The organism is Azospirillum sp. UENF 312511, assembly GCF_058780635.1.
Genome location: NZ_JBSNCG010000002.1, coordinates 578177 through 590558, shown reverse-complemented (window position 1 = coordinate 590558; position 12382 = coordinate 578177). Strand labels below are relative to the sequence as shown.

The 12382-nt window shown below is 70.1% G+C and carries 12 protein-coding genes; 9 read left to right on the top strand and 3 right to left on the bottom strand.

The window, feature by feature from the left end; all coding sequences use genetic code 11:
- Positions 1 to 51: 51 nt before the first annotated feature.
- From dctP to ACWPN7_RS11050, 3 genes are all read right to left on the bottom strand, one after another.
- The gene (gene dctP / locus ACWPN7_RS11060; RefSeq protein WP_459197950.1) at positions 52 to 1083 is read right to left on the bottom strand and encodes a TRAP transporter substrate-binding protein DctP; all 1032 of its coding nucleotides are present in this window, start codon (positions 1081 to 1083) and stop codon (positions 52 to 54) included.
- Positions 1084 to 1213: 130 nt separating this feature from the next.
- A complete protein-coding gene (locus ACWPN7_RS11055) occupies positions 1214 to 2416 on the bottom strand; it encodes an MFS transporter (protein ID WP_459197951.1) in 1203 nt (400 codons plus the stop codon).
- Between the two features lie 53 nt (positions 2417 to 2469).
- The gene (locus ACWPN7_RS11050; protein ID WP_459197952.1) at positions 2470 to 3366 is read right to left on the bottom strand and encodes an HpcH/HpaI aldolase/citrate lyase family protein; all 897 of its coding nucleotides are present in this window, start codon (positions 3364 to 3366) and stop codon (positions 2470 to 2472) included.
- A gap of 135 nt (positions 3367 to 3501) precedes the next feature.
- On the opposite strand from ACWPN7_RS11050, the gene ACWPN7_RS11045 reads away from it, so the two are divergent.
- From ACWPN7_RS11045 to ACWPN7_RS11005, 9 genes are all read left to right on the top strand, one after another.
- Complete coding sequence (locus ACWPN7_RS11045) at positions 3502 to 3999, top strand: MaoC family dehydratase (protein WP_094306085.1); 498 nt, start codon at positions 3502 to 3504, stop codon at positions 3997 to 3999.
- A 67-nt stretch (positions 4000 to 4066) separates the two neighbouring features.
- A complete protein-coding gene (locus tag ACWPN7_RS11040) occupies positions 4067 to 5473 on the top strand; it encodes an MmgE/PrpD family protein (RefSeq protein WP_407824635.1) in 1407 nt (468 codons plus the stop codon).
- Between the two features lie 23 nt (positions 5474 to 5496).
- Positions 5497 to 6675 (top strand): acyl-CoA dehydrogenase family protein, encoded by a 1179-nt coding sequence (locus ACWPN7_RS11035; protein ID WP_407824634.1) that lies wholly within the window; start codon positions 5497 to 5499, stop codon positions 6673 to 6675.
- A gap of 99 nt (positions 6676 to 6774) precedes the next feature.
- Entirely contained in the window at positions 6775 to 7965 is a 1191-nt protein-coding gene (locus tag ACWPN7_RS11030) for a CaiB/BaiF CoA transferase family protein (protein ID WP_103040825.1), read from the top strand.
- Positions 7962 to 8726 carry a GntR family transcriptional regulator gene (locus ACWPN7_RS11025; RefSeq protein ID WP_103040824.1) on the top strand — a complete coding sequence of 255 codons (765 nt, stop codon included), beginning with the start codon at positions 7962 to 7964 and terminating at the stop codon, positions 8724 to 8726. Before ACWPN7_RS11030 ends, ACWPN7_RS11025 begins: the two co-directional genes overlap by 4 nt.
- 75 nt (positions 8727 to 8801) lie before the next feature.
- Entirely contained in the window at positions 8802 to 9011 is a 210-nt protein-coding gene (locus ACWPN7_RS11020) for a hypothetical protein (RefSeq protein WP_459197953.1), read from the top strand.
- Positions 9008 to 10396 carry an amidase gene (locus ACWPN7_RS11015; protein ID WP_459197954.1) on the top strand — a complete coding sequence of 463 codons (1389 nt, stop codon included), beginning with the start codon at positions 9008 to 9010 and terminating at the stop codon, positions 10394 to 10396. The genes ACWPN7_RS11020 and ACWPN7_RS11015 overlap by 4 nt, the downstream gene beginning before the upstream one ends.
- 14 nt (positions 10397 to 10410) lie before the next feature.
- The gene (locus ACWPN7_RS11010) at positions 10411 to 11010 is read left to right on the top strand and encodes a TRAP transporter small permease (protein ID WP_081863472.1); all 600 of its coding nucleotides are present in this window, start codon (positions 10411 to 10413) and stop codon (positions 11008 to 11010) included.
- A 45-nt stretch (positions 11011 to 11055) separates the two neighbouring features.
- Positions 11056 to 12327 carry a TRAP transporter large permease gene (locus ACWPN7_RS11005; RefSeq protein WP_492273278.1) on the top strand — a complete coding sequence of 424 codons (1272 nt, stop codon included), beginning with the start codon at positions 11056 to 11058 and terminating at the stop codon, positions 12325 to 12327.
- Positions 12328 to 12382 lie beyond the last annotated feature (55 nt).

Here is a 12382-nt window from a genome sequence, read left to right as displayed (position 1 = left end):
GCCCCTTTCGGAACGCCGCCCGCACCGCGAGGTGAAGCGAGGGGGATCGCCTCAGCTCTTGTTGCCGACGATGGCCTGATACTGCTTCCAGACCTCAGGGTAGCGCCGGACATAGTCCTGGTTGACCTTGTTGGCGATCTCGCGGAACTTCGCCTGCTCCGCCTCGGGCGCCACGGCCAGACGCCCGCCCTGGGCGATCATCTGGTCCATGGTCTTCTTGTCGGCGTCGATGGCGCGCTGCCACTGCTTGGCGATGATCTCGTTGGTGGTCGTCTCCACCACCTGGCGCAGGTCGTCGGGCAGGCCCTTCATCCACTTGTCGTCCACCAGGACGGAGTAGGTGAGCAGGCTCATGCCCGGCACCAGCGAGGCGACCTTGGCGGCGTTGGTGCCGACCATCTCCCAGCCGCCGGCGGAGGTGTAGATGCCGTCGATGGCCCCCTGCATCAGCGCCGCCGCCATTTCGGAGGCGGGCATCGACACCGGGCTGGCCCCGAAGTCGCGCATCAGAAGCTGCAGGACGCGCCCGCCGGTCAGGCGGATCTTGCTGCCCTTCAGGTCGCCGACGGAGTCGACCTCCTTGTCCTTGAAGAGGAAGATCAGGTCGGCGGTGCGCATCAGCCCCATGACGCGGATACCCTTGTCGGCCACCAGCCCGGACAGCAGCTTGGAGACCTCCTGCGCGGTTTCCGGCTTGGACATCGCTGCGTCGGTGACGGCGAAGGGCAGGTTCACCACGCCGTACTGCGGAGCGATGCTCTCAAGCTGCACGCTGACCGGCCAGACCATGTGCACGGCGCCCGACCCGAGGGCGGCGACGGCGTCCTTGTCCTTGTAGAGCGTGCCGGAGTGGAAAACCTTCGGCTTGATGCGGCCCTTCGAGCGCTCCTCGATCAGGGCCGCATACTCGTCCATCATCTTGGCGGTCCAGTGGGACGTCGCGATCTCGTCCGTCATCACCATCTCGACCGGCGCCGCCTGGGCGCGGGCCTGCCCCGGCGTCCCGGCGGCCAGCCCGGTCACGGTCATTCCGACCAGCAGCGTCTTCGCCCAGAATGGCCTGAAGAGTGACGGATTGAACATTGGCTTCCCTCCCATTGCTGCGTTCGGACGCTTTTGGCCCGCTTGTCCGAACGATCATAGGGGAAAACAGTGGGGAGTGCCAACATTATTGTACGGACAACTCTGCGCGATGGGCCTATGACCACCGCCATCAAGTTTTGCGGCGCGACCAGAACAGGACGGCCGCCGCCCCGGCCAACGGGAAGGCCATCATCAGGGCGAAGGTCTCGCCGTAGCTGCCGACCGTGTTGAAGAGGGTGGCGAACAGCGCCGGCCCGACGACGACGCCGGAGAAGGTGAACATCAGCGCGCCGCCCGTCGCCGTGCTGGCCGTGCCCTTCGGGGCGACCCGCGCCACCTCCGCCAGGAACACGCCGTTCCAGCCGATGGCGGCGATGCCGAACACCGTCAGCACGCCGATCACCGCGGGCACCGGCCAACTCGGCCCCAGGCCGGCGGTGACCAGGGCGGAGGCGGCGGACAGCCCGCCGATGCCGCCCAGCACCGCCACGCCGGAGCGCAGCCGGTCGGCCAGCAGCCCCCAGCCGATGCGCGCCGCCGCCCCCGCCGCCTGCATCACCGACACGGCCAGCCCGGCGGACACGATGGACCAGTGCAGGTCATGCACCAGCATGTTCACCGTGAAGGCCATCAGCGACAGCTGGATCGCCGAGAAGAAGAAGCCCATCAGGGCGAAGCCGCGCAGCGCCGGCACCCGCCAGACCAGCCGCGGCCCCTCCATCAGGTTGCCGCGGATCGGCAGGCCGGGGCTGCGGTCGTCGTCCCACACCCGGCGGCCCGGCGCGAAGAGGACCAGCAGCAGGGCGAACATGGCGGCCACCGCCAGCGCCGCCCCGCGCCAGCCGGCGATCTCGCCGATTCCCGGCAGGGTCAGCCCGGCCAGCACGCCGGCCAGCGGCACGCCGGTCTGCTTCAGCGAGAAGACCAGATTGCGCCGGGCCGGCGGGGTGAAGCGGTTCAGCAGGTGGGAGGAGGACGGGTTGACCAGCCCGTAGCCGATGCCGAGCAGCACCGACGCCAACGCCGCGACCCACAGGGAGCCGGTGGCGATGCCGAGGCAGCCCACCAACCCAAGCGCCAGCGCCAGGACGCCCACCGTCCCGGCGCCCCAGCGGCGGACCACCAGACCGGCGAAGGCCGACACCAGGGCGGCGGCGCTGTAGATGACGCTGATCTGGTAGCCGACCGCCTCCGACCCCACACCCAGCGAGGCGGCGGCCAGCGGGGCGACCGTCGCCAGGGTCAGGACCGACAGGGTGGCGACGGTCTGGACGCTGGTCACCTCCGCCAGCAGCAGGGGAAAGGGGGCGGGCGGGGTTTCTTGCGTGGTCATGGGAGTCCGGACAAGTGACGGTGGCGCGGGGCGCATGAACGGGCAATCCCTGGCTACAGCATTCCGGCGCGGCGGGCCAATGCCAGGATTCGATGGGACCCCAGCACCAGGGGCCGCTCGACCAGCCTGCCGTCCAGCACGCAGACCCCGCCGCCCGCCGCCTCGAAGGCGGCCAGGACCCGCCCGGCGCGGAGGACCGCCTCCGGCGACGGGGTGTAGGCGTCGTGGATGGCGGTGATCTGCTTGGGATGGATGGCCGAGCGCGCGGTGAAGCCGTGCAGGACGCTGCGCGCCAGCTCCTGGCGGTAGCCCTCCTCGTCATCCAGCGCGATCCACGGCATGTCCAGCGCGTCCAGCCCGAAGCGGGCGGCGGCGTGCACGATCCGGGTGCGGGCCTGGACCAGCGGTTCCCAGGCCAGCGGCACGCGCAGCTCCGCCGACAGGTCGCCCCCGCCGAACATCAGGAAGGACAGGCGGGGGGAGGCCGCGGCGATCGCCATGACGTTCTCCAGCCCGTCGGCGCTCTCGATCAGCGCGCCGAGCGCACCGGGCAGATTGCGCTCGTCGAGAAGCCCGGCGGCCAGCCGGACGTCCTCGGCCCCGTCCACCTTCGGCAGCAGGATGCCCGCCCAGCGCGGCGCGGCGCCGTCCGGAAGGTCGGTCAAAGCGAGGATGTCGAGCAGGCCGGTGCGGCTGCGCACCGAATTGGTTCGAACGAAAACCGCCGGCCCGCCCGCGCCGGTGTGCTCCAGCAGGAAGGCGCAGACGGCGGCGCGGGCGCTGTCCTTGTCGCCGGGGGCCACCGCGTCCTCCAGATCGATGATGACGGCGTCGGCGCCGGTTCCCAGAGCCTTGGCGAAACGGTCGGGACGGGCGCCGGGAACGAACAGGTAGGAGCGGCGGACCGGCGAATCCGGCGCCGTTGCTGCGTTCTGCGGATTGTTGGGCATGAAAACGCTTTCCAAGGGTGGGGGGGCGTGTTATTTGTACGTACAACATGCTATCACACGCGCTGAACATGTCACCTTGAAATGATCGGCGCCCCGCAATCATCCCTCCGATCCGCAGACAAGAGACGCCCGCCCATGCCCGATGTTCAGGAACCGCGGACCATCGTCGCCGACCTTGGCCGCTACCTTGAGGATTTCACCGTCGGCGATGTCTACGAGCACCGCCCCGGCCGGACCATCACCGAAGCGGACAACATCCAGTTCAGCCTGCTGACGATGAACCGCCACCCCATGCACTGCGACCACGCCTTCGCCGAGAAGTCGGAGTTCGGTAAGCCGCTGGTCAACAGCGGCCTGACGCTGGCCATGGTGCTGGGCATGACGGTGGACGACGTCTCCTACAAGTCCGTCGCCAACCTTGGCTGGAAGGAGATCAAGCTGGTCGCCCCGGTCTTCCCCGGCGACACGATCTACGCGCGCTCCAAGGTGCTGGACGTGCGCGAATCCAAAAAGCGCCCGACCCAGGGCATCGTGACCACCTACACCGAGGGCTACAAGGCCGACGGCACGGTCTTCGTGACCTTCGAGCGGGCCAGCCTCGTCCCCAAGCGGGGCCACGGCATCGGCGACTGATCCGGGGCGACTGATCCGGACAACCCGGAAAGACCCGATGGCCCGAGAAGAACAAGAGGGAGGAACCATGCCCGCCACCGATCCGACCACCAATTCCATCGCCGCCACGCTGGCGGCTTTCGTCGCCGACACCCCCGACGACGCCATTCCAGCGGAGGTCCGCACCCGCGCGCCGCACCACATGCTGGACGCCGTGGGCATCGCGCTCGCCTCGACGCGCTACGACTTTGCCCACAAGACGCTGACCGCCCTGCGCGGGCTGGCGGGGGAGGGGTCGGTGCCGGTGATCGGCATGCCCGCCTCGCTGCCCGCCCGCGACGCGGCGACGGTCAACGGGCTGCTCTGCCACGGTCTCGACTACGACGACACCCACATCGGCGGCGTCATCCACCCGACCGCCAGCGTGATGCCCGCCGTTTTGTCGGCGGCGGCGATGACCGGGGCGGACGGCCGTTCCGTGGTCAGCGCCTATGTTCTGGGCGTCGAGGTGGCGGCCCGGCTCGGCGCGGTGGCGCGGGGCGGCTTCCATCAGGTGGGCTTCCACCCGACGGGCATGATCGGCGTGTTCGGCTGCGCGCTGGCCGCCGGCCGGCTGCTCGGCCTGACCCGCGCGCAGCTGGCCGCCGCCCAGGGCATCGCCCTGTCGATGGCGAGCGGCAGCCTGGAGTTCCTGGAGGACGGCGCCTGGAACAAGCGCCTGCATCCCGGCTGGGCGGCGGCGGCGGGCATCACCGCGGCGGCGTTGGCCCGCGAGGGCTTCACCGGCGTCACCCGTCCCTACGAGGGCCGCTTCGGCCTGTTCAACACCTATCTCGGCAAGGAGGCCGGGCGCGCCGAGCTGGGCATCGCCACCGCCGGCCTCGGCGAGACGTGGGAGCTGATGGCGACGGCGATCAAGCCCTATCCGGCCTGCCACTTCACCCACGCCTGCGTCGACGCCGCCCTCGAGTTGCGCCGCGACGGCCTCGACCTCACGCGCATCCGCCGCATCGAGGCGCTGGTGCCAGAGCAGGTGGTCAAGACCGTCTGCGAGCCGGAGGCCAACAAGAAGCGCCCCTCCAACTCCTACGACGCGCAGTTCAGCGTGCCCTTCCTGGTCGCCGCCGCCCTGGTGCGCGGACGCCTGACCCTGGCGGAGCTGGAGAACGACGCGCTGGGCGACGCGGCGATCCTCGACATCGCGTCGAAGGTGTCCTACCGCCACGACCCCGACTCGCCCTTCCCGAAGGCCTATTCGGGCGAGCTGGTCATCACGCTCGACGACGGGCGGGAGCTGCGCCACCGCGAGCACATCAACCGCGGCGCCGCCGACCGCCCGCTCTCCAACGCCGAGATCGTGGACAAGTACCGCGGCAACGCCGCCATGGCCGTGAACGAGACCGCCGCGGCGCGCATCGCCGACGCCGTCCTCGGCCTCGACGCCAGCCCGCGCGCGGCGGACTCGCTGTCCGTGCTGTCGCCGTCCGTCCGCTGACCATCCAATCCGGGAAACACGCCATGAGCGACACCAACACCAGCATGACCGACGCGGAACGCGACGAGCAGGACCGCCTGATCCTCGACAGCGTGGACCGCTTCCTCGACCGCCATGTCCGGCCGGTCGCCCTGAAGCTGGAGCATGACGACACCTACCCCGACGAGATCGTCGAGCGGATGAAGGAGCTGGGCCTCTTCGGGGCGACGATCCCCGAGGAATACGGCGGGCTCGGCCTGCGGCCCTCCACCTACGCCAAGATGATCGAGCGCATCTCGTCGGTGTGGATGTCGCTGTCCGGCATCATCAACTCCCACCTCATCATGGCCTTCATCGTCACCAAGACGGGGACGGAGGAGCAGAAGGCCGCCTTCCTGCCGCGCTTCGCCACCGGCGAGCTGCGCGGCGGCCTTGCCCTGACCGAGCCGGACTGCGGCACCGACCTTCAGGCCATCCGCACGGTGGCCAAGCGCGACGGCGACGACTACGTCATCAACGGCTCGAAGACCTGGATCACCAACGGCATCCAGGGAAGCTGCTTCGCCCTGCTGGTCAAGACCGACCCGACGGCGCAGCCCCGCCACAAGGGCATGACGATGTTCCTGGCCGAGAAGGGGCCGGGCTTCAAGGTCAGCCGCAAGCTGGAGAAGCTGGGCTACAAGGGCATCGACTCCGCCGAGCTGGTCTTCGAGGACTACCGCGTCCCGGCCGACCGGCTGATCGGCGGCGTCGAGGGCCGCGGCATGGCCTGCGCCATCTCCGGCCTGGAGCTGGGCCGCGTCAACGTGGCGTCGCGCGGCGTCGGCGTCGCCCAGGCGGCGCTGGACGAATCCGTGAAGTACAGCCAGCAGCGCAAGACCTTCGGCAAGCCGATCCACGAGCATCAGGCCGTGGCGATGAAGCTGGCCGACATGGCGACCCGCGTCTCCGCGGCGCGGCTTCTGGTGCAGCAGGCGGCCAAGGCACTCGACCGCGGCGAGCGCTGCGACTACGAGGCCGGCATGGCCAAGCTCTTCGCCTCCGAAGCGGCGGTGGAGAACTCCCTGGACGCCATGCGCATCCATGGCGGCTACGGCTATTCCAAGGAGTTCGTGGTGGAGCGGCTCTACCGCGACGCCCCCCTGCTGTGCATCGGTGAGGGCACCAACGAGATCCAGCGCATCATCATCGCCAAGCGGCTGATCGAGCAGAATCCGGTGTGAGGACAAAAGCCCTCCCCTGCGAAAGCGGGGGAGGGTTGGGTGGGGGCCCGCTGCAACCACTCCCCACACGCCCCGCACACCCCATCAGGGAGACACCGCGTGCTACCCCTCGAAGGCGTCACCGTCATCGCCGTGGAGCAATACGGCGCCGGCCCGTTCGGCACCATGCTGCTGGCCGACCTCGGGGCCGAAGTCATCAAGGTCGAGAATCCCGCCGAGGGCGGCGAGGTCGGCCGGCATGTCGGCCCCCATTTCTTCGGCCCCGGCAACAGCCACTTCTACCAGTCCTTCAACCGCAACAAGCGCAGCATCACCCTCAACCTGAAGCACCCCGAGGGCATGGCGGTGCTGCACGAGCTGGTGCGCCACGCCGACGCCGTGCTGGACAACCTGCGCGGCGACCTGCCGGACAAGCTGGGCCTGACCTACGAGCATCTGAAGGCCGTCAACCCCAAGATCGTCTGCGCCCACCTGTCCGCCTACGGGCGCACGGGGCCGCGGCGGGCCTGGCCGGGTTACGACTATCTGATGCAGGCGGAGGCCGGCTATCTGTCGGTCACCGGCGAGCCGGACGGCCCGCCCGCCCGCTTCGGCATGTCGGTGGTCGACATGATGACCGGCCTGATGACCGCCTTCGGCCTCGTCTCCGGCGTGGTCGGGGCGCGGGCCAGCGGCAAGGGCTCGGACGTGGACGTCAGCCTGTTCGACACGGCGCTGCACAACATGACCTACCTCGCCACCTGGTACCTCAACGGCGGCCACAACCAGGGGCGGGAGCCGCGTTCCGCGCATCCCTCGCTGACCCCGTCGCAGCTCTACCGCACGCGCGACGGCTGGCTGTTCGTCATGTGCAACAAGGAGAAGTTCTGGCCGGTCTTCTGCGACAAGATCGGCAAGCCGGAATGGGGGGACGACCCGCGCTTCCGCAGCTTCAAGGACCGGCTCGCCAACCGCGAGCAGCTCACCGTCCTGCTGGACGAGGTGCTCGGCCAGCGCGACACGGCGGAGTGGGTGGAGATCCTCGGCGGCGCGGTTCCCGCCGCCCCGGTCCTCGACATCGCGCAATCGCTGGAGAACCCTTTCGTCCGCGACAGCGACCGGGTCGCCGACTTTTCCTATCCGGACGGGTCCCACGGCGTGCGGATGCTGACCGGGCCGGTGCGCATTGGCGGCGAGACGCTTCCCACCCGCCCCGCCCCGGCGCTGGGCGCCGACACCGAGGACGTGCTGGGCCGCATCGGCATCGGGCCGGAGCGCATCGCCGCCCTGCGCGAGCAGGGGGCGCTGTGAAAGCCGCCGTTCGCCCGACCTCCGTCCGCCCGTCCGCCGCGGAGGGGCCGCGCTTCCAGGAGATCCTGGACGCGCTGCGCGCCGACATCTCGGACGGGCGGGTCGGGGTCGGCGAACGGCTGCCGACCGAGCAGGAGCTGTGCCTGCGCTTCTCCGCCAGCCGCTACACGGTGCGGGAGGCGCTGCGCCGGCTCCAGGATCTCGGCCTGATCGCGCGCCGCCAGGGCTCGGGCTCGGTGGTGACCGCCGCCCGCCCCGACGGGCGCTTCCACAACACGCTGTCCAGCCTCGCGGAGATCGGGCAGTACGCCTCCTCCACCCGGCTGGAGGTGCTGGCGGTGGAGAAGATCCTGGTGGAGGGACGGACGGCGGAGCTTCTGCGCTCCCAGCCGGACACGCCCTGGGTCCGGGTGGTGGCGCTGCGCCGCCAGCCGGGGGAGCGGACGCCGCTCTGCTACACCGAGGTGTTCCTCCCCGCCGCCTTCGACGACGTGGCCCAGGCCATCGGCACCTTTCCGGTCGCCGTCTACGCGGTGCTGGAAAGCCGCTACGGCCTGCGCATCGAGGAGGTCGTGCAGTCCATCGAGGCCACCTCGGCGGACGCCAATCTCGCGTCCCGCCTGTCGGTGGAGGTCGGCACCCCGATCCTGGTGGTGATCCGCCATTATCTGGACGCCGAAGGAAACGCGCTGGAGGTGGCGGTCAGCAGCCACGCGGCCGGACGATACCGCTATGAAATGACGCTGCAACGATCCGGGTAAGGGGCCATCAAGGCCCTGCCCGCGGCGAACGGCCGGAAGAGCCGCGCGGGGACAGCACCGGAAGGGAGGGAAGGAATGACGGAAAACCTCATCGGGGACGCCGCGGCTTGCGCGCGGACCCTGGCCAGGATCCAGGGCGTGACCCTGGACGATGCCGACGCCGCCCTGTGCGGGCGCCTGCTGGCCGCCGTGCCGGGTGCGCTGGCGGCGGCGCATCCCGGCGGCTCGCTGTTCGACGTGCCGCTGGGCGCCCATGCTGCGGTGATTGCCGGGGAGCGGGCATGACCGATCCCACATCACTGACCCTGACGGAGGCCGCAAGGGCGGTCCGCGACGGCACGCTGCGGGCGGAAGCCTTGGCCGACGCCTCCCTGGACCGCATCGCCCGGCTGAATCCGACGCTCAACGCCTTCCTGTCGGTCGAGCCGGAGGAGGCGCTGGCCGCCGCCCGCGCCGCCGACGCGGAGGTTCGGGCTGGGCGGCTGCGCGGGCCGCTGCACGGCGTGCCCCTGGCCCACAAGGACATGTTCCACCGCGCCGGCAAGCGCTGCACCTGCGGCTCTCCGACGATCCGCGGCGACTTCCGCCCGGAACGGACGGCCACGGTGCTGGAGCGGCTGGATGCGGCCGGGGCGGTGACGCTCGGCACGCTGCATATGGCGGAATTCGCCATGGGACCGACCGGGCACAACGCCCATCTCGGGCGTTGCCGCAACCCCTGGGAGCCGGAGCGCATCACCGGCGGCTCCTCCTCCGGCTCCGGGGCGGCGGTGGCGGGGCGGCTGGCCTTCGGCTCGCTGGGGTCGGACACCGGCGGGTCGGTGCGGCTTCCGGCGGCGCTGTGCGGCGTGGTCGGGCTGAAGCCGACGCAGGGGGCGACGCCGATGGACGGCGTGATGCCGCTGTCGGAAAGCCTGGACTGCGTCGGTCCGCTGGCCCGCAGCGCCGAGGACGCGGCGACGCTGTTCTCGGTCATCACCGGGCGAACGGACGTCGCGGACGGCATCGGCCAGGGGGTCGAGGGGCTGCGGCTGGGCATCCCGCGCCAATTCTACTACGACGGGCTCGACCCCGCCGTCGCCGCCGCGCTGGAGCGGGCGCGTGCGGTGCTGGAGCGCGCCGGCGCCCGCGTCGTGGAGGTGGACATCCCCGACCACGAGCCCTACGGCGACCTCGCCAACCTCGTCTTCACGCCGGAGGCGGCGGCCGTCCATGCGCCCTGGCTGCGCGAGCGTCCGCAGGACTACGGCCCGCAGGTCCGCGCGCGGCTTCTGCAGGGGCTGATGGTGCCGGCGGCCTCCTACCTCCAGGCGAAGCAGCTCCGCGCGCTTCATCTCCGGGCAATGATCGAGGGTCCCTTCGCCCGGTGCGACGCGCTGTTCGTTCCCGCGCTGCGCAGCCGCGTGCCGACCGCCGCGCAGACCGACGTGGGGGCCGGGCCGGCGATGGCCGCGGTGGTCGCCGGGGTGGCGGCGCTGACCCGTCCGGTCTCCTACCTCGGCCTGCCGGCACTCGTCACGCCCGCCGGCTTCGATCCGGACGGGATGCCGATCGCCATGCAGCTCATCGGCCGCCGGCAGGCGGAAGCCACGCTGCTGCGCATCGCCGACGCCTACGAGCGCGCCACCGGCTGGCTGAGCCGCGTCCCCCAGACACAGGTCTTCTCGTGAAGGGAGTTACACCCATGCCGGGAACCGATACATTGACGTCCGCGGCCCCGCACACCCAGGCGACGTCGCCTGCGGTGGACGCCGCTCCGCAGCCGGGCCGCGGCCTGCCGGGCTGGTGGAGCTTCATCGAGGACCGCCTCCTCCTGAACGTCGCCACGATCCTGATGATGGCGGCCATCGGCATCATGTTCTACGAGGCGTCCAGCCGCTCCCTCCTGTCGGAAAGCCACTGGTGGGCGGAGGAGCTGGTCCGCTTCCTGGTGGTGTGGAGCGTGCTCCTGTCGCTGGGCGTCGGCACGCGGCACGGCCACTACATCCGCATGGACCTGCTGCTCAACATGATGCCGCAGTGGCTGCGGCTGGCCTTCTCCTGGCTGAACAGCCTGATCGGGCTGGGCTTCAGCGTGCTTCTGGTGGTCGCCGGGATTCAGGAGGTCGCCCACCTCCAGGCCATCGGCATGTTCACCGAATCCAACCTCGACCTGCCGCTGTGGATGGTCCGGCTGGTGCTGCCGCTGGGCGGGGTGCTCTACGGTTTCGCCTTCATCGGCAACATCATCCTGCTGCTGCGTGGCCAGGACCCCGATCCGCCCACCGAGGGCGAGAATCTCTAGGCGGCGATAAGAAAAGGGCAACCCAGCAAGGGGGAAGGAAACACCATGACATCCATCATCGCCGTCGTCAGCCTGCTGCTTCTCGTGGCGGGAGGCGTGCACATCGCGCTGGCCCTGGGCGTCATCGCGGTCGGTCTGCTGACCTTCAACTTCAACATCCCGGTCGTCCTGGTCGCGCAGATGGCCTGGGACTCCGTCGACAAATACGCGCTGGTCTGCATTCCCTTCTTCATCTTCGCCGGCAACTTGATGTCGCGCGGCAACCTTGCGCTGGTCATCCTCGATCTGGTCGGCACGGTGATCCGCTGGTTCCGCGGCGGCGTCGCCCTGGCGCTGGCCATGTCCAGCGTGTTCTTCGCGGCGGTCAACGGCTCGTCGGTGGCCTGCGCCGTGGCGCTCGGCCCGGCGGCGGTGAAGCTGCTGCCGGCGGAGGGCTATCCGCCCCGCTTCGCCGCCTCGCTGGTCGCGGTCTGCGGCACGCTGGGGCTGATGATCCCGCCGTCGCTGACCTTCATCCTGATCGGCTCCATCGTCGGCCTGCCGATCACCAACCTGTTCATCGCCGGCATCGTGCCCGGCCTGTTCGAGGCGTTCCTGCTCGGTCTTACCACGCTGATCGTCAGCCGGCTCAAAGGCTACGGCCATGTCGGCGAGCGTCCGGACTGGAAGGGCTTCGGCCAGCGCCTGCCGGGTGCCGCCGGGGCGCTGATGATGCCGGTGATCATCATCGGCACGATCTACATGGGCTGGTTCACCCCGACCGAGGTGTCGGCGCTGGCCGCGGTCTACGCGGTGGTCCTGGTGACGATGGTCTACCGCACCGCCAACCTCGCCGCGGTGTGGGAGACGGCGCGGGAGTCGGTCCTCCAGACCGTGATGATCTACGGTGTGCTGCTTGGCTCCGGCCTGCTGACCGCGGTGCTGACCCGTCTCGGCCTGTCCGCCGAACTGACCGCGATGCTCAAGGAGGCGCAGGTCTCGCCCTTCGAGTTCCTGCTGGCGGTCAATCTGCTGCTGCTCGTCGTCGGCATGTTCCTCGACGGCGTGTCGATGATCGTGCTGCTGGCGCCGATCCTGTTCCCGATGGCGCACGCCGTGGGGGTGGACCTGATCCATTTCGCCGTCATCATGACCGCGCTGGTCGAGGTGGCGACCCTGACGCCGCCGGTCGGGCTGAACCTGTTCGTGATGAGCCGCATCACCAAGATGCCGCTCCATGCCATCGTGAAGGGGGTGCTGCCCTTCTACGGGATGCGGGTGGTGGCCCTGCTCGTCATCAACGCCTTCCCGGCCCTGTCGCTGGTCCTGTTGAAGTAAGCCGCCCCGCGCGGATCACCCTCGTACGCCGGTTGCATCGGCGCCCCGGCTCGTC

Excerpts from the sequence above, each read along its gene's own strand:
- dctP (WP_459197950.1), bottom strand. The coding sequence starts at position 1,083 with ATGTTCAATCCGTCACTCTTCAGGCCATTCTGGGCGAAGACGCTGCTG.
- ACWPN7_RS11055 (WP_459197951.1), bottom strand. The coding sequence starts at position 2,416 with ATGACCACGCAAGAAACCCCGCCCGCCCCCTTTCCCCTGCTGCTGGCG.
- ACWPN7_RS11050 (WP_459197952.1), bottom strand. The coding sequence starts at position 3,366 with ATGCCCAACAATCCGCAGAACGCAGCAACGGCGCCGGATTCGCCGGTC.
- ACWPN7_RS11045 (WP_094306085.1), top strand. The coding sequence starts at position 3,502 with ATGCCCGATGTTCAGGAACCGCGGACCATCGTCGCCGACCTTGGCCGC.
- ACWPN7_RS11040 (WP_407824635.1), top strand. The coding sequence starts at position 4,067 with ATGCCCGCCACCGATCCGACCACCAATTCCATCGCCGCCACGCTGGCG.
- ACWPN7_RS11035 (WP_407824634.1), top strand. The coding sequence starts at position 5,497 with ATGAGCGACACCAACACCAGCATGACCGACGCGGAACGCGACGAGCAG.
- ACWPN7_RS11020 (WP_459197953.1), top strand. The coding sequence starts at position 8,802 with ATGACGGAAAACCTCATCGGGGACGCCGCGGCTTGCGCGCGGACCCTG.
- ACWPN7_RS11015 (WP_459197954.1), top strand. The coding sequence starts at position 9,008 with ATGACCGATCCCACATCACTGACCCTGACGGAGGCCGCAAGGGCGGTC.
- ACWPN7_RS11010 (WP_081863472.1), top strand. The coding sequence starts at position 10,411 with ATGCCGGGAACCGATACATTGACGTCCGCGGCCCCGCACACCCAGGCG.
- ACWPN7_RS11005 (WP_492273278.1), top strand. The coding sequence starts at position 11,056 with ATGACATCCATCATCGCCGTCGTCAGCCTGCTGCTTCTCGTGGCGGGA.